The organism is Gordonibacter sp. RACS_AR49 (genome assembly GCF_030418435.1).
In the GTDB taxonomy this organism is placed as follows: Bacteria; Actinomycetota; Coriobacteriia; order Coriobacteriales; family Eggerthellaceae; genus Gordonibacter; species Gordonibacter urolithinfaciens.
This window is the reverse complement of record NZ_JAIUDM010000001.1, coordinates 820058-836150: the sequence shown is the minus strand read 5'-3', so window position 1 is coordinate 836150 and position 16093 is coordinate 820058. Positions and strand designations below refer to the sequence as shown.

Annotated in this window: 16 protein-coding genes; 10 read left to right on the top strand and 6 right to left on the bottom strand. The window is 67.2% G+C overall.

The annotated features are described in order from the left end of the window. The first annotated feature begins 303 nt into the window (after positions 1-303). The 5 genes from LB310_RS03545 (at position 304) to LB310_RS03525 (ending at position 3560) form a co-directional block, all read left to right on the top strand. Positions 304-690 carry a YraN family protein gene (locus tag LB310_RS03545; protein WP_301154535.1) on the top strand — a complete coding sequence of 129 codons (387 nt, stop codon included), beginning with the start codon at positions 304-306 and terminating at the stop codon, positions 688-690. Between the two features lie 94 nt (positions 691-784). After that, entirely contained in the window at positions 785-1027 is a 243-nt protein-coding gene (locus LB310_RS03540) for a hypothetical protein (protein ID WP_301154534.1), read from the top strand. Between the two features lie 359 nt (positions 1028-1386). Further along, positions 1387-1764, top strand: a complete 378-nt coding sequence (locus LB310_RS03535) for a hypothetical protein (protein ID WP_301154533.1) — start codon at positions 1387-1389, stop codon at positions 1762-1764. 12 nt (positions 1765-1776) lie between these two features. Next, a complete protein-coding gene (locus LB310_RS03530; protein ID WP_301154638.1) occupies positions 1777-3030 on the top strand; it encodes a relaxase/mobilization nuclease domain-containing protein in 1254 nt (417 codons plus the stop codon). Continuing rightward, complete coding sequence (locus LB310_RS03525) at positions 3027-3560, top strand: hypothetical protein (RefSeq protein WP_301154532.1); 534 nt, start codon at positions 3027-3029, stop codon at positions 3558-3560. The genes LB310_RS03530 and LB310_RS03525 overlap by 4 nt, the downstream gene beginning before the upstream one ends. Positions 3561-3573: 13 nt before the next feature. Here the strand turns inward: LB310_RS03525 and LB310_RS03520 are convergent, their stop codons facing one another. Both LB310_RS03520 and LB310_RS03515 read right to left on the bottom strand, forming a co-directional pair. Beyond that, positions 3574-4761 carry a sensor histidine kinase KdpD gene (locus tag LB310_RS03520; protein ID WP_301154531.1) on the bottom strand — a complete coding sequence of 396 codons (1188 nt, stop codon included), beginning with the start codon at positions 4759-4761 and terminating at the stop codon, positions 3574-3576. Further along, complete coding sequence (locus LB310_RS03515) at positions 4758-5441, bottom strand: response regulator transcription factor (RefSeq protein WP_301154530.1); 684 nt, start codon at positions 5439-5441, stop codon at positions 4758-4760. Before LB310_RS03515 ends, LB310_RS03520 begins: the two co-directional genes overlap by 4 nt. A 160-nt stretch (positions 5442-5601) precedes the next feature. Here LB310_RS03515 and LB310_RS03510 point away from each other — a divergent pair, with 160 nt between their 5' ends. From LB310_RS03510 to LB310_RS03490, 5 genes are read left to right on the top strand one after another with little or no spacing between them, the layout of a single operon-like run. After that, the gene (locus tag LB310_RS03510) at positions 5602-6057 is read left to right on the top strand and encodes a hypothetical protein (protein ID WP_301154529.1); all 456 of its coding nucleotides are present in this window, start codon (positions 5602-5604) and stop codon (positions 6055-6057) included. A gap of 8 nt (positions 6058-6065) precedes the next feature. Beyond that, positions 6066-7268 (top strand): FtsX-like permease family protein, encoded by a 1203-nt coding sequence (locus tag LB310_RS03505; protein ID WP_301154528.1) that lies wholly within the window; start codon positions 6066-6068, stop codon positions 7266-7268. A gap of 4 nt (positions 7269-7272) precedes the next feature. Further along, the gene (locus tag LB310_RS03500; RefSeq protein ID WP_301154527.1) at positions 7273-8697 is read left to right on the top strand and encodes an ABC transporter permease; all 1425 of its coding nucleotides are present in this window, start codon (positions 7273-7275) and stop codon (positions 8695-8697) included. A gap of 12 nt (positions 8698-8709) precedes the next feature. Next, positions 8710-9351 carry an ABC transporter ATP-binding protein gene (locus tag LB310_RS03495; RefSeq protein WP_301154526.1) on the top strand — a complete coding sequence of 214 codons (642 nt, stop codon included), beginning with the start codon at positions 8710-8712 and terminating at the stop codon, positions 9349-9351. Beyond that, positions 9341-9649, top strand: coding sequence for a helix-turn-helix domain-containing protein (locus LB310_RS03490; RefSeq protein ID WP_367316798.1), 309 nt, complete (start codon positions 9341-9343; stop codon positions 9647-9649). The genes LB310_RS03495 and LB310_RS03490 overlap by 11 nt, the downstream gene beginning before the upstream one ends. A 167-nt stretch (positions 9650-9816) precedes the next feature. On the opposite strand, the gene LB310_RS03485 is transcribed toward LB310_RS03490, so the two are convergent. The 4 genes from LB310_RS03485 to LB310_RS03470 all read right to left on the bottom strand — a co-directional run bounded on the left by LB310_RS03485 (position 9817) and on the right by LB310_RS03470 (position 16084). Then, a complete protein-coding gene (locus LB310_RS03485; protein WP_301154524.1) occupies positions 9817-13680 on the bottom strand; it encodes a VaFE repeat-containing surface-anchored protein in 3864 nt (1287 codons plus the stop codon). A 10-nt stretch (positions 13681-13690) separates the two neighbouring features. After that, positions 13691-14194: a DNA gyrase gene (locus LB310_RS03480; protein WP_301154523.1), complete on the bottom strand. Its 504-nt coding sequence runs from the start codon at positions 14192-14194 to the stop codon at positions 13691-13693. 106 nt (positions 14195-14300) lie between these two features. Next, the gene (locus LB310_RS03475) at positions 14301-15302 is read right to left on the bottom strand and encodes a VirB6/TrbL-like conjugal transfer protein, CD1112 family (RefSeq protein ID WP_301154522.1); all 1002 of its coding nucleotides are present in this window, start codon (positions 15300-15302) and stop codon (positions 14301-14303) included. Between the two features lie 8 nt (positions 15303-15310). Further along, positions 15311-16084, bottom strand: coding sequence for a hypothetical protein (locus LB310_RS03470; RefSeq protein ID WP_301154521.1), 774 nt, complete (start codon positions 16082-16084; stop codon positions 15311-15313). Positions 16085-16093 lie beyond the last annotated feature (9 nt).

Below are 16093 nucleotides of genomic sequence, written 5' to 3'. Positions count from 1 at the left end.
CTTTCTTCTCCTCATGTTCGAGCGACGTTGCAACACGCTTCTGAGTACTTGGCGCAGCCTCCCCGACTCTCGTCGCCCTTCCGTTCCTCAGCCGCCCCTCCCGCCTCCGATCCCGCATCCTCGTCGAGAACCGCACGGGCGCGCAAGGGCCGCGAAAACTTTTCAGGGCCGTCCACCACAAAGCCTGAAAACTCGAAGCCCTCCGGGTTTCGCTTCCTCCCTTGCGCGCCCGTGCGGTTCCCGACGGCATCCGGGACACGAGGCGGGTCGAAGGGACCGGCCGAAACGAACAGGAGGTCTACCATGAAAGAGCTCAAGGTGAGCGCAACGCAAGCAGCAAGCCGCTTCCTTTCCCGCCGGGGTTACGACATCCTAGCGACGAGTTGGAAGAGCAAGGCGGGAACGGCCGATATTGTGGCCAAGGACGGCGAGGCGCTCGTGTTCGTGAAGGTGCGCGCCCGCTCAGGAGCCGAGTCGGGATTCCCCTCCGAGCGCCGAGACGCTGCCGAGCGAACCGAGCGGGAGCTGGTCGCCTTGGCCTACCTGGCCGAGTACGACGTGGTGGACGTACCGGTCCGCTTCGACGACATCGGGATGGTGGCCATCGCGCCAGACCGGGCGATGATCCGCCACCACATCAACTCAATGTGCGAGGAGCTTTCCGACCGAGCCCTCCCGGAGGCCGCCTAGACCTCCTGGCCCCGCGAGGGGCGAGCCCTCCGGCCATGCGGACGGAGGGCTTTGCAATCAAGCGACCACCACCATAGAGAAGGAACTTGCGACTATGAAGAACTCACGGAAGGTTAAACATGCGGGCGCACGCAACAAGGATGCTTTTACACGAGTCGTTGACGATGCGGTCAACGTCCTCTGTTGCGCGTCAAGCGCACTCGACGCGGTCTTGATAATGCTCCAAGGCAAAGACGGCGAGGATGCCGACCGCTGCCGGAGCATCGTTCACCTAGTGGTCGACGCGCTGGGCGAATGCTCGAACGACCTTGAAGACGCCCTAGAATCTTTGCGATAGGGCGCATCGGCCCGTCAGGGCACCATCGCTTTCAAGTGGTTGTGCCCATAGCTGAAGAACCACTCCAAGTTTCCCGCAGCCAAGCAAGAGGCCTGTTCCGTGTACACAACACACGGAACAGCTCTTGGCGGCCGCTCGGGGAGGCCCCCGGCGGGCGGCCCGGGCGAGCCGGGCCGTCGTCATCGCGACGGGGACGGACGTCCCCGTCGCGGCCCTGGGCCCGCACGCCTCGCCTTGCGCTCGGCTATGCTTCTGCGGGGGATCCCCCGCGCCCCTGTGCGTCGGAAGAGCCTCGAAACGCAAACCTCCGAGAGGCGGGCAGCCCGTTGGAAAGGCATCCGAAGCAGCTCCACATCCGCATGTCCGAGGATGAGATGGTCCGCGCCAGGCGCCTGGCCGCTGCGCGCGGGCTGACCCTGTCGGACCTCGTGCGCGCGCTCCTGCAGCTCCCCTCCGATCGCATCGAGGGCGGTGAGCGCCTCGTCGTGGTGGATCGCGCGACCGTCGCGAAGCTCTCCCGCGAGATGACGCGATGGGGCCACCACTACAACCAGGCCGTGCACGCGCTCAATGCCATCGCCTACTACCTGCGCGCCAACGACATGGACGCCGCCGACGTCCTCGAGGAGCTCGAGCGCGCGCGGCTCAAGCTGGAGGCCATGCAGCCGGGCGTGGCGGCGCTGCGCGAAGAGGCGGCGGCGCTTTCGGAATCGGCGCTCGCCTACCTCGGGCGGTGAGCCGCCGTGCCCATGCTCAAGACCATCTCCGGCCACACCTCCGCGCGCGGCATCTTCCGCTACCTCACCAAGAAGAATCGCGCGCTCGCGAGCGACTTCCTCAACATCGACGCCCCTGTCCCCGGTGACGGGGAGCGCCCCTTCGACTGGGCGAGGGCCATGGACTCCACGCGCCGCGCGTTCGGCAACGACCTGCCCTGGCGCGGGAAGCGCGTGCGCACCTACAAGCACTACGTGGTGTCGCCCGACCCGAAGGACGGGATCGCGCTCGAGGCCCTGCGCGACCTGGCAACCGCATGGGCGCGCAAGCACTTCGCCGATTACGAGGCGGCCATCGTCTACCACGACGACAACGAGCACGGCATCCCGCACGCCCACGTGGTGGTGAACAACACGAACCTGGAGACGGGGCGGCGCCTGCAGGACCCCGACCCGAAGGCGCTCGCCTCGTCGCTCCAGAGGATGGCGGAAGAGAGGGGGCTTAGCGCGCTCAAGCCTCCCGAGCCAAAGGGCGTCGTTGCCCGCGCGGAAAGGCACAGCCCGCGCGCCCGGCCCGCGACGCACCGTAGCGAATACGTTCGACGGGCGGAGAGGGAGATCCTCGACCGGGGCGACTACTCCTGGACGGCCGACATCCGCGCCCGCGTGCGCGTCGCCCGCGCCGCAGCGCGCAGCGAGGGAGAGTTCCGGGGCATCCTCGCCGCCCTTGGCGTCACCGTCTCCGACAACTCGCCGAAAACGCCGCGACGCGACTGGATCTACGCGCTCGCGGAGCACCCGACGCGCCGCGTGAGCGGGGAGCGACTCGGGTTGTCCTACGGCCGCGAACGGCTCGAGCCGTTGCTGCGCGAAGGAGGCATGGGCAGGCTTGCCGACGAGGGCGGGCGCAGGGTGGCCGACATTGCGCGGCGCGCGGTCGGGGTGGGGAACCTGGATGAGCTGGGCCTGCTGTCGGAGGCGGTCGCCCTCATCGAGGTCTCGAGGGCGACGACCCTTGCCGACCTCGACGCGTTCGCCGAGCGGAACCCGTCGGCGGGCTCGCATGACGCCGCCGCGATCGCCGGCTACGCGAGGGCGGCGGGCATCCTCCCGGAGCGGAGGCCCGAAGTGCGCCTTCGCAAGCCCGCGAGCGCGAGAGGCGTTCGGGACGGCGCGGCAGGCGTCCGGGGCATCGGAAGGAGCGTGGAGGGCGGCCGGGACGCCCGCTCCGGCCTGCCGCCGGCCCCCAAGCGATCGCAAGGCAGGACGGAGGAGAAGGGCAGATGATCCTCAAGGCGTACTACGAAGGCGGCCGTATCGACGTGTTCGACACCGACCACCTGGTAGACGGCGTCCCCCAGTCCGGGAACCTGCTGACAAACTACACGCTCGACCTCGCCGACGTGAACGGCGAGAGCCTGTGGCTGCGGTCCTACTACTACGAGGCGTCCGCGGCGTACAAAGAGGAGTCCGGCCCGACGGGGTTTCCCGTCGCCCGCAGGCGCGACGGGTGGAGCTTCCTGATCGCCGACGAAAACGACATTCCGAAGCTTAACCGACTGACCGTGGATGGGGAAACGGTGCTCGTACAAATCGCCGGCGAGCTCGTCGACGTGACGGCCCTCTCCAATGTTTACAACATCTTCGAAGAGTACGGTCCCATGTCTTTGGTCGCCTACAGACACATGATAGCAGTAGGAGAGAATTGCGGTTTCGGAGGAGAGCAGAACGCATTCGAGACGATGGGAATGGCTCCGAGCACTTTCGAATTTCTTCAAAAGTCCGAATGTCAAGCTAGTCCAAACGCTCGCGACTGAGAAGAGCGCTGATTCACCGCGCAAGGGGAATAGCCAGCTCGAGCAGAGCGCCTCCTCCGGGGTTGTCGAGCGCGCGAAGGGTCCCTCCATGTGCTTCCGCGATCTCCCGCGCTATCGACAGCCCGAGCCCATGGTGGGCCCGCTCGGTGCGCGACGGATCGGCTTGGAAGAAGCGCTCGAAGATGCGCTCCTTATGCTCGTCGAGGATTCCGGGCCCCTTATCCGAGACGGCGAACACCGCCTGTCCGGAGCGGTCCGCGAGGCTGAACCCCACGGCGGTTCCCCTCGGGGCGAAGTCGAGCGCGTTTTCCAAGACGGCTCGCAGCGCCTGGACGAGCTTCGCCTTGTCGGCATCGACGGCGAGCGCGCGACCGTCTTCGGGAAGCGAGGGCTCGACGGACGTTCCTGAAGATGCGGCTTTGCCCTCGATCTGCTCGAACGCCTCGATGAAGACGTCAGAGGCGTCGCAGCGCGCTCGGCTGAGTGTCCAGCCCGCCGCATCTCCGGAGGCGAGCGCGAGAAGGTCCTCCACGAGGCTCGCCGTGCGACCGCACTCGGCCATGCCCTCGCCTGCGAGCCGCGCAACGCGTTCCGCGTCCTCGGACGCTGCCGCCATGGCCCCCAGATCGAGCGCGATCACGGACAAGGGCGACTTCAACTCGTGCGAGGCGGCGGCCACGAAATCCCGCTGTTGCGCCAGGGCCTCGGACACGGGCCCCGTCGCGCTGCGGACGAGCGGCCCGCGCGTCGCGAGGGCGAAAGCCGCGGCAAGCACCGCGGTGACGGCGAACAGCGCGCCGTCCTCCGGCGAAACGGGCAGCGGCCGGTGGTAGGAGGCCTCGACCGAAAACGGCGTCCCATCGGACGACGTGCCCTGCAGCTGCACCGCGATGTCCCACGGCGCGCGATCCCCTACGCTGGCGAGCGTCGTGCCGTCGCCCTTCGCGATGCGCACCGAGCCGTCGGACAGGGCCTCGTCCTCCATGAACGCGACGACCTCGCCGGCGCCCCGGGAGGACATCTCGTCCAGCGCGACCCGGGCGATGTTCTCGCACGCCGACTCCGCCTCTCCCGTAGCACGGACGTACTGCAGAGCCAGAAACGAGCAGGACACTATGAGGAACACGGCCGCGCAGGCGGCAAGGTAGAACCGCCCGATGCGCCGCTCCAGTTGGCGAACCGCGCCCCCGCCCGAACTCACGACGCCTCCACGAGACGGTATCCGAGCCCCCTGATCGATTCCAGGCGGACCGAGCTTTCCGCTCCCTTGAGCTTGCGCCGCAGGAAGTAGGCGTAGTTGTCGACGTTCGCCGCCTCGACGGGACGGTCGACGCCCCAGACCTTCGCGAGGAGGCGGTCGCGGGAAAGAGGGCTCCCGCCTGCGGCGATCAAGGCCTCCAGCATCGCGGACTCCCGCCCGCTCAAATCGATGGCCCGCTTTCCGGCAACGGCGAGCGTCCTGTTCTCGGGGTCGAGGCAGAGGTCGCCGAACGCGAGGGTCGCCGGGGCGAGGTCGCGCGGTCTCCTTAGCAGCGCACGGGCGCGGGCGAGCAGCTCCTCGACCGCGAACGGCTTGGCCATGTAGTCGTCCGCGCCCACATCCAGCCCTTCGATTCGGTTCTCGACCGACCCGAGGGCCGTGAGCATGATCACGGGAGTGTCCACGCCTTTCTCACGCATGCCTCGAACGATGGCCATGCCGTCGATGACGGGAAGCATCCGATCCACGATGGCCAGATCGTACGCTTGGCCGGCATCAAGAGCGAGCATGAGGCCCACCTCGCCCGAAAGGGCCGTATCGACGGTCCATCCGGCCGCCTGAAAGCCTTCCTTGACGAGCCTCGACACGCTTTCGTTGTCTTCGATGACGAGCGCTTTCATGAAACCTCCTCCGCAGCCGTACCCGTGATCTTTGATACCACCGTACGTATCGAAAAAGCATCGAAATGCGGGGCGTGTTTCAGGGCCGCTTCGATGATCGCTCGACGCCCCGCGCCGTACGCTTGCACGGTCCGCTCGAACGAGAGAAAGGATAGCAGACATGTTGATGAAGGAAACGATGCGCGCGCGCCGATTCGCTGCCGCGGCGTTTGCGGCGATGGCCTTGTCGCTCGCCGGCTGCTCGACACCGTCGGAAGCGCCGGATCCGCCGGCGGATGCTTTTGGGAACGTGAGCGAAGCTCCCCGAGGTTCCGCCATGCTCACGCAGGCCGATGCGGTTGGGCTCGTGGTCGACGTCGACGGGAGCGGCTTCACGCTTCGCCCTGACCAGGGCGATGCCGAGACCGCGATCATAGCCCTGGAGGAAACCGGAGAGGAGCGCTATCTCGAGTATGCCGCCGGGTGTGCGTTCGTCATCGCGCAAGGGGACGTCGCGACCGGCGAGGTGACCGAAGTGCCCGCCACCGCCGAGGTCGTGAAGAAGGATGCGAGCGCTTACGTTTTTCTCGACACTGACGGCCTTGTCAGCAAAGTGGCCATCTTCAGGACCGAGTAGGTGAGGGCATGGGTGCACTGAAGCGAGCGGCGCGCTACTTGGCGCGCAAGCCGGGCAAAGCGGCTCTGCTCGTCGTAGTGGTGTTTGCGACGAGCCTCGCGGTCATGGCGTCGGTAGGGATCATCGAAGGAGCGAGGGACCTTTCCCACGCGATCAAGGAAGGATCGAGGCCGAGCGTCGCGGTGTACCGCGAGGACGGCGAGCTTTTGCCCTTCGTGGTGGCTGGGGATCTGTCGAACAGGGACGACGTTGCTTCGGCGAACAGGACGGGGCAGGTGGACGCGTTCCCTGCCAGCTTCTCGTCAATTGAGGCAGCCGTTCCCGACCCCGGCTGGGACGACGCCGTTCGCATCCATGCGCTCGACGACCTGTCGCAGGGAAGTCCCTTCGAAGACCAGCTTCTCCGCTTGGCGGAGGGCCGGCTCGTCGGGCCCGGGGATGAGGGCTGCGTCCTGCTCCATTCCGATCTGGCCGAAGCAAACGGCATCCGCGTCGGCGACACGGTCCGCTTCCGGACCGCCTTGGGCGCGGAAGCCGAGGCTGAGGTAGTCGGGCTATTCGTCGCCGCTGGCGGCAACGAGGGCGACCAGAGCCTCGCCACCGCGAGGACTCAGTCATTCAATCAGGTGTACGCCGACTGCGCGACGGCGATCTCTTTAGGGATGGAGGGCTTCGACGAGGTGAGGCTTGCCCCTGCAGACCCTGACGGCGCAGGGGCACTTGCGGACGCCGTCGAGGCGGATAGGAACGCGGGCCTCGCGGCGGACGTGCTGTCCTCGGCTTACGAGAAGGTGGCGCCCGCGCTCGACTCGACCGTCGGATCGGCGCTCGCGGTTCTCGCGTTGACGGCTTCGGTGTCGGTGGCGGCCGTGTCGTCCATCCTCGCGCTCTGGGGGCGCAGTAGGGTGCACGAGCGTGCGGTGCTCCTCTCGCTGGGCGCGAGCAGAAAGGACGTGCTCGCCCAAGCGGGCCTCGAAGCCTTCTTCGTCGCCGCGCTCGCCAACGCCGCGTCGTCAGTTGTCGCGGCGTTGGCGTTGCCCCCGCTGCTCGCTGCGGTCCTGCCGCAGCAGGCGGCCCAGCCCGAGGTGCCGCTCGCTGCCGTAGTCGCCGCAGGATGCGGGGCCGTCCTCGCGACAGTTGCGGCATCCGTCGCGGTTGCGGCCGCGACGACCGCCCGCAACCCCGTCGAGCTTTTCACCGAGAGGAGCTGATCGCATGAAGAAGAGCAAGCCGATCGGAACAGCCGGGCGCGCGCTCCGATCGGCGGCGAGGCATCCTGCGCGAAGCGTCCTGCTTGCCGTCATCTCCGCCCTGTCGGCCTGCCTGCTCGTCTCGTCGCTCTCGACGCTCGGCGCGAGCGTCGAAACGCAGGACGCAGGAGCCCAGGCCTCTTCGGGCAACTACCGCATCGAGCTTGACGTGGGCAACCTGCGCAAGCGCTTGAACGAGCTGCCCCCGGAGTTCAACCATGTCGACGAGAGCGGCGGCTACTATACGGAGGTCCCCGACAACGCTTTCCAGAGCGTCCTCCTAGCTGATGTGGAGAAGCTCGCGAAAACAGACGGCGTGACGGGATGGAACGTCGCGGCGGTGCCGACGCCGGCCCTCATACCGGGCCTCGAGCGCATCGAAGACCCGGATCGCGACCAAACGCGCGATTACGGCGGCGTGAACGTCGTCGGAACGAGGGATCAGAGCCGCGAGCAGAACGTCGCTGCGGGCAACATCGAGCTCGTGGACGGCTCCTGGGTGGGGCCCGATGACGCGGAGGCCGTGGCGATCTCGGAGGAACTCGCCGCGCTCAACGGCCTTTCCGTTGGAGATGAGATGACGTTCGTCGACGCGAAGGACCCCGAGGGACGCGAGCCGGCAACGGCGCGCGTGCGCGGCATCTTCCGCATAGTGCGCGACATTCCCAGCACCATGACGGGAGACACGTTCCGTTCGGAGAACACGGTGTTTTCCGACTTGGCGTTCTCCCAGGAAATTGCAGGCCGCGCAGACGACCCGCTGTACGCCTACGCGACGTTCGAAGTGGACGATCCCGCGCGATACGCTGAAGTCGGCGAGCGCCTCAAATCCGCCGACATCGATTGGGATCGCTACCAGCTGGTGGACGACGCGGGAGCAACCGAGCGCATGTCGGGCAACTTCGACGGGCTGGAGCAGACAACCTGGCTGTTCATGGGCGTCGTCGCGGGATGCGGCATCGTTCTCGTGTCTCTGTCGATGGCCTTCTGGGCGAAGACGCGCCGGCGTGAGACGGGAGTGCTCCTCGCCTTGGGCAATTCGCGCGCGAAGGTGGTAGGCCAGGTCGTCATGGAGGCGGTCGCCCTATCGCTCGTCGGCTGCATCGTGGGATGTGCCCTGGCCTGGCCGGTGTCTGAAGTTGTCGCCGGTGCCATCGCCGAGCGGCAGGTGCAGCAGGAGGCGAAGTCTGCACGCGCAAGCGCCGACCAGGTGGCGGGCGGCGCGGACTCGACGGAGGGGAACATGGTTGGGACGTCCGCCTCGCCCGACGCACGGCAGGCGCTCGCGGCATCGGCGGCATGCGTCGCGGTGGTGGCCCTGTCGTCCGCAGCCGCCGTCGCCCCGGCAGTCGCGCGCGGGCCGAAGCGCGCGCTCGAAGAATCGGAATAAGGAGGCATCGACATGACCGAACAACTGCTCCGCCTCGACAACGTGGGCTACGCGTACCGCGGAAAACGCTCGCGCGACGTCCTGGTCGGCATCAACATGGGTTTTCGCGCGGGCACGATGTACGCCGTGACGGGCCCGAGCGGATCGGGGAAGACGACACTGCTCTCGCTGCTCGCGGGCTTGGACGATCCCACGGCCGGCCGCGTCCTCCACCGGGGCCGCGACATCCGCGAAACCGGCCTGCTTGCGTACCGTAGGGACACGATGTCGCTCGTGTTCCAAAGCTACAACCTGATCGATTATCTGACGGTGCGCGAGAACGTGCTTTTGGGAGGGCCGGGCGACCCCGACGAGCTTCTCGAGCGCGTGGGCATCGGCGCGGAGCTTCGGGGGCGCAGCGTGCTCAAGCTCTCAGGTGGCCAGCAGCAGCGCGTGGCCATAGCGCGCGCCCTGGCGGGAACGTCCGAGGTGATCCTCGCCGACGAGCCCACGGGCAACCTCGACGAGGAGACGGAGGCCTCTATTATCGAGGTCCTCAAGCGCTGCGCCCATGAAGACGGCACGTGCGTGATCGTCGTGACGCACAGCAGCAGGGTGTGCGCCGCCGCGGACGAGGTGGTCGATTTGCCGAAGTTCAACCAGGTTGCGAACTGACGACGAAAGTCCAATTACACCGGGAGCATTGGAGCTCCGTGACGGCGCGAATAGCAGCAAGCGTACGTTCGTAATTCTGGATGAGGTACGTCTTGAGCGTGGCATGAGCGTCGCCGAGCTTGCAAGGCGTGTCGGCTTAGACCGCAAGCGTCTGTGGTATGTACTCAATGGCCAGAGGGAGATGAGGGTTGATGAGTTCTTGAAGCTATGTATAGCGCTCAGGATAGACCCCCGCAGCTTCATAACGAAGGACATGGTCGAGGAGATCTCGGCTGCCACGAAGAGCAAGAGAAGATAGTAGCGCCCTCGCGAAATGCAAGGGCGCTACCGGCAGAAGGCGGGCGTTTGATGGCGCGCCGCTAGCCCAATGCTCGTTCGGCATCCGCCCCGACCTTCACGCAGGCGTAGCCGGTGAGGGCGCACGCACCCATGGCGAACCCCGCGGCGAACAGGATGAGGCCCATGCTATCCCTCCTCTCCCTCTTCGACGGGGGCCTCGTCCCTCTCGCCCTTGCGCTGCTTGCGGCAACCCAGCGTGCCGACCGCGACGGCGCAGACGGCCGCTCCGGCAAGGCATGCGAGCGGGATCCACGTCGCCGCGTCGCCGGTCTGGGGCATGCCGGGGCGCGGCGGGTTCCCGGCGGGAGGTTCCTCGCGGGGCGTCTCGACGAGGCGCACGCTCTGGCCGGCATCGTCGATGTTGGCATGGACCGCTACCTCCTCGTCTTCGAGCGCCAGGCTCTCGAAGGCCACGACCGTGTGGCTCGCCAGCAGGGAACCGTCGAAGGAGAATTTCACCTCGACAGAGCCGTTCGGCTCCTCGGGAGTGAACCTCACGACCGTCGTGAGGGGTTGGCCGTCCTTCTCCAAGGGCTTGGCTTCGATCTTGTCGATGAGCGTTCCCGTGAGCACGTACTCGCGGCCCGGCTCTAGGTTCTCGTAGCGCACCTCGTCGACGATAGTCACCTCCTCGTCTGCCACGGCCTCGTGGTCACCGTCGTCGGCGTCGGTCGCCGTGGTGCCTATCTCGGGCTCGGGTGCCCCCAAGCGCACCGTCTGGCCCTTGTCCGCTATGTCGGCGTGCTCGCACACCTTCTTGCCGTTGAAGTACAAAGCCTCGAACGCAACCACGTCGTGCCCTCGCAGTGCGCTGCCGTCGAACTCGAAGGCGACCGTGACGTGCCCGGAGGGCACTTGCGGCGTGAACCCCGCCTCGCCTTCGACGGGCTTTCCGTCTGCCATGACGGGCTCGCCCGTCGCGGCGTCCATGAGAACGCCCTTGACGGTGTAGCTCTCGCCGGGGACGAGGCCGCGGTATACCACCTGGTCCTCGATGCGCACGGTCGAGTCGGCCGAGGCCTCGTGGTCTCCGTCTGTGGCATCCGTGGCGACGGTTCCGATCTCGGGAGCTTCCTCCACCCTCACGGTCTGCCCCTCGTCGTAGGTGTCGGCGTGTGCGGCGACCTCGACGCCCTCGAGCTCGAGGCTCTCGAACACCACGATCTCGCGCCCTGCCAGCGCCGACGCGTCGAAGGCGAACTCCACCTCCACCGTGCCGGAAGGCGCGATGGGCGCCAACTCCCTCTCGGACGTCACGGGCTCGCCGCCCAACTCCAAGGGCTTGCCCGTCGCCTTGTCCATGAGCATGCCGCGCACGGTGTAAGCTTTGCCGGGCACGAGGTTGGCGTAAGACACCTCATCGACGACGGTGGCGGCGCCCTCGGGTGCGAGCGCATGGTCGCCGTCGGCCTTGTCGGTGGCCTCGGTCGCCAGCTTCGGCAGAGGCTGGTCGTCCACGGTGCCCAGGTCGATGTCGAGGCCCGTGGCGGTCGTGTCGCGGCTCACGTTGAAGGTATCGGACCAGAGCGCGTAGCCCTCGTTGGCCTCGCAGCGCAGTTCGTCGATCGTGTACTCCCCGTAAGGAAGCGCGCCCAGGCGGTCGTCGGGCTTTGCCATGGAGGCGTCCTCGCCCAGCCCGAACCAGATTCCCGACTCCTCCACGACGTCCGCCGTGTCGATGCGGTCCTCATGCAGGAGCGCGTCGTTGGCGTTCACGCCGTCCTCGCGGCTGCGCCATTCGGATGAGGTGGAGAGCATGCCGTTGCGGTCGGTCACGGCCACATGCGCCTCGCCGGTGGTGACGTTGGTGATGAGGAAGGGAACGTAGGCGAGCTTGCCGCCGCCGATCGACGCCTTCTTCTGCAAGTGCATGTCGTTGCGCACTGCCTGGTCCCTCCAAAGAAGAGCCTCGCCCTCGCGGTCGGCCTTGACCACCCTGCCGTCCTCGCGCACCTCGAAGGTGCGGGGCTCGCCGTCGGTGAGCAGGTAGCTGTCGTTGGCAGACGTCTCGGCGATGGTGTACGTGCCGTAGGGCAGCGTGTCGGAGGCCGTCTGGGCGGTGTATGCCCGCGCCTCCGGGTTCCAGGCGGTCTCGATCTCGGCGACGACGCTTCCCTTGGGGAAGTACGTGCCGCCCACCATGACGCCGTGCTCGGACGCGTTCACGATGGTGAACCCGATGCCCGCAAGCGAGCTGCCAAAGTAGCCCTCGTCGCCGATGCTCGAATGGCCGTTCCCGCCCAGTGCCTCGCTCGCGCCGAGCTCGCGGTCGTCCTTCTGCACCTGCACGCCGCCGCGAACCACCTCGTTGAGCATCCCATCGCCGTAGACGAGCTGGTCGAACTGCCCGTCTTCGCGAATCTCCACCACATGGCTCACGACGCCCGCGTTCGTGTGGCCCGCGGGCGGGCGGCTTTCAACGACCTCGTAGGTGCCAAAGGGAAGCGCCCGCATGCCGGTCGTCGCCGTCCAGGCGTCGAGGGCGGCGTCGTACTCGGTCGCCACGGTCATGACGGCCTCGCCGGGAGCGAACTCCTCGGCCTCCTGGAACGCGCCGTCGCCGTTTGCGTCGTGCCAGACGGGTGCGGCGGAGCGGTTGTACACGGTGAACTCGGCGCCCTCGAAGGTGGCGTCGCCCTGGGCGTAGTTCCAGAACGTGCCGTCCTCGTGGTCGTAGCGCTCCATATCGCCCTTGCCCACCATGAAGCCGCCGCGCTGCACGTCCTCGCCGAACTCGCCCGCGGGCGCGATCTCGATGACGGGGTCATTGCCGTTCGCCATGTCGGCAGTCACGTGCAGGCGATGCGGTTCACGGTCGAGCAGGTAGCCGCCCGACGGGTCGAGCTCGCGCACCTCGACGTCGCCCAGGGGGATTCCCTCGAACACGACGGTCGTGCCCTGCGTGCGCCCTTGCACGGTTTCCGTGATGCCGCCTCGTTGGTAGCTCGCCTGGTACAGCGCGCCGTCGAGCGTGGCGTCGCCCTGTGCCTGCCCCTTGCCCGTCTCCTCGTCGAACTTCACAAGGACGAGCCTCGCTGTGACGGGCGGCTCAGATGAGGAGAAGGCGTAGCCGTTGGCCGGCGACACCTCGTAGACGTTCGGATCGAGCGTGTACCCCGGGGAAGGCCGCACCTCCTTCGCGTAGAAAGTTTCGCGCGTGGCCCCGAGGCTGCCCGACTCGCCTGCGCCGGTCGCGTCGATGGCGATCTCGGCCATCCGGCCTCGGTCTGCTTCCGCGTCGGCCCGGGTGGAGTAGACCCCGTACACTGCTCCTGCGTACGAATAGTCTAGATCGCCGGCCGCCCAGCTCTCGGAGGCCGCCTTCGCCACCTTGACCGTGGTGCGGTAGGTGAAAGAGAGGATCACCTGGGTGGACGAGCCCGTGTGGAGCATGAAAGGCTCGAACGTGGCGGGGACCTCGCTCGCCCGCGCGACGATTTTGCGCCCGGTCGCGCCGTCGTTCACCAGGCTCCCGTCGCTGCCGAAGCCGATCACGTTTTCGCGCACCCACTCTCTGAAACCCTCCGAACAGCCGAAGAGCGCGTAGTTGCCGTCGCTTGCGTAGGTGTCGGCCATGAGGATGTGCGCGAGCGCCATGTAGCGGTCCGCATTCATGGAGCCGCCGTCGTACCACGAGCTCGGCCACAGCGACGCGTCGAAGCCGGGCGAGCCATAGGAGAACCAGATGTCGGCAGCGAGCTCCGCCGTGCGCCCGCTCGGGGCGGACAGGGGCTGCTTCGCGTAGGAGCCGGCCTCGGGCGTGTACTTCGAGGGGTTGGCGCACCAGGCGGTCTGACCGTCAACCTCGAACCAGGTGGTGTGGTACGAATCGTAGGGGATGTCCGCTCCGACCGAGAGCGCCGCGCCCTGCGCGGCGTCCGCCTTGCCGGGAAGCCCGAGCGCGGGCAGCATCGCCCCCAGGGCGAGCGCTGCTGCGAGAAGGACGCGCACGGCCTTGCCCGCGTTGCTTTTTCCGATAATCGTCGACATTGCGGCCACCTCACCGATTCTCACGTTCTAAAGGGCGATCGCCGCCGTCCTTCTCGATGCTGTCCGCGGCTTCCTTGGCTCCCTCCGCGCGCTCGGTCAGGCTCCGGTTGTCTTTGGCCTGCTCCTCCGCGTAGCGCTTGCGTGCCTCGGAGAGCGCCTCCTTGAGCTGCTCGGGCTTGATGGGAAGCGTTTCCTTCTGGCGCTTGCCGTCCTCTCCAAGGACGGGCTTGCCCTCCGCGTCGAGCACCGACTTCTGCAGGCGCACCTCGCGATCTGCCAGAAGCGGTATGTCGCGCCAATGCTCGCCCCGAAACCGCGATGGGTTCACGAACAGGGGGCTGAACTCGTAGCCGCCCACGTCCTTGCCGTCGACGAGCGTGCCCGAGGGGATGCGGGCGACGTTGAACGACTTCTCCTCCCCGGTTTTCCTGTCGGTGTACTTGATTCCTTCCTTCACGAACGCCTCGTGCAGCGAGATGTAGACGTTCTTCTTCTCCTTCTGTTCCTCGGCCATGAGCCTCCTCCTTCGCATCGTCTTCTATCCTGCGGCCTCGAAGTGGAAGCGGCCGCGCCTTCCCTATGCGGGCGTCAAGGGCCTCGCGCGCTGCAGGCCATACGCATCACCCGCCCATGACGTCGCGCGCCCACGACCCGCTCTTCACGAGCGAGAGGATGAGGAGCACGCACATGGCGAGGTACTGCAGCGCGTAGGAGAGCCCTCCTACGATGGAGTCCACCACCGGCACGCCCGCGCTCGCGGCGTCGAGGCCGCCGAGCACGATGGGAAACGACACCAAGAGCACCAGAATGACGACGCCAGCAAGGCACACGGCTGCGAAGTTCTTCAGGTAGCCGACCCCCATCTGCCGCGTCTCGTCGAGCGACATGAGCGCGAAGGGTATAGGACTGAACGCCGCCATGACGTAGATCTGGATGGCGCGCGCCCAGCTCACAACGAGCGCCACCACGTAGGCGACGATCACCACGAGCCAGCTCGCGAGCGCTACCACCAGCATGGCGAGCAGCGCCGCCACGTCGTCGTCGGTCGTGGTGATGGACACCTCCGCGAGGTCTATCGCGGCCCCGTTTCCGAGCAGGCCCGCCACGCGGTCGATGGCGAGCTTGACCACTTCGTAGACGGCCTGCATGAGGTCGAAGCTGTTCTGTATGAGGAACAGGAACACGGCGAAGAACACGAGCATGAACACGACCTCCTTCACGCCGGGCATGCTCGCGTTGCCGTCCATCTTCTGCGACACTTTGATGAGCTGCACGGTGAACACGAACGAGAGCATCCCGCATCCGATGGGTAGGATCGCCGCCCGCCAAGCTCCGCGCACCAGGTCGTACATCGTGACGGTGCCCGCGCTGCCGAGCATCTGCTCGAAGCCGGCGGACAGCACGCCGTCCGCGCCGATTGAGCGCAGCATGTCCGTCTGGCCCGCGAAGATCCAGTTGCACGTGTCGCGCAGGATGCCGCAGAGCCAGGCGTTGATGTCGCTGGCGATGTCGGCAAACGCGGGGGCGGGCGCGGCGAACAGGAGCGCGCACAGGAGCACCGTCGTTGAGAAGGCGATCGCGAATCCCTCTTCGGCAAGGGCCTTGCGGAAGTTGGTCGACATGCCGACCCCTAGCCCTGGACGCTGAACGCGCCGCCCTCGTAGACCGCCGTGACGATCGTTCGCGCGGCGTCGTCGAGGTGGAAGGTGGCGCTCACGCGTCCCGCGCCGACGTCGAGGTACACCTCGCCGTCGAAGTCGGCTCGCGTCGCCGAGGGGGCGTGCGCGGCGCACCATGCGGAAATTGTGGAGGCCAGTCCTTCGGTCTTCCCGTCGATGAGGCCCTCGTAGGGGCCGAGAGCGCCTGTTACGGCCACGGGTTCTCCGGCCGTCTTGCCTTGGACGTAGCGCTTCTCGACGGCGAAGCCGTCGGAGGCGACCTGAAGGGCTCCGTCATAGCCTTCCAATATGATGGTCGTCGCCAGAGCGGCGGGGCTGCCGTCGCGCACGATCTCCACATCGAGGTAGCGCTGCCCGTCCGCCTCGCCCGCGCCGACTACGTCGAACGCGGCGAGCGCCGCCGACGAGCCGTCTGCTTCGACGAAAGAGCCGGCGCGGAACGCCACGGTCTTCTGCGGATCTCCCGGCGCCTGCCAGACGTTGCCCCGAAGCGCGGCGAGGATGTGCGCCTCGAGATCGGCCGCGCCTTCCCGCCCCTCCTCGCCGGAGGGGGCTTCGGAGCCGCCGGGCTCGGCGGGCTGCTCGGCAGGGGCTTCGCGCGCTTGCTCCCGTTCGGCATCCTCCGCCGCCGTGCGGGCGACCGAGCAGCGCACCGCCGTGCTCGCCACCACGATGGCGAGCATCCCCATCGCCGCGGCGAGCATAACCTTGTTCTTCTTCTGCATGGCCTCTCC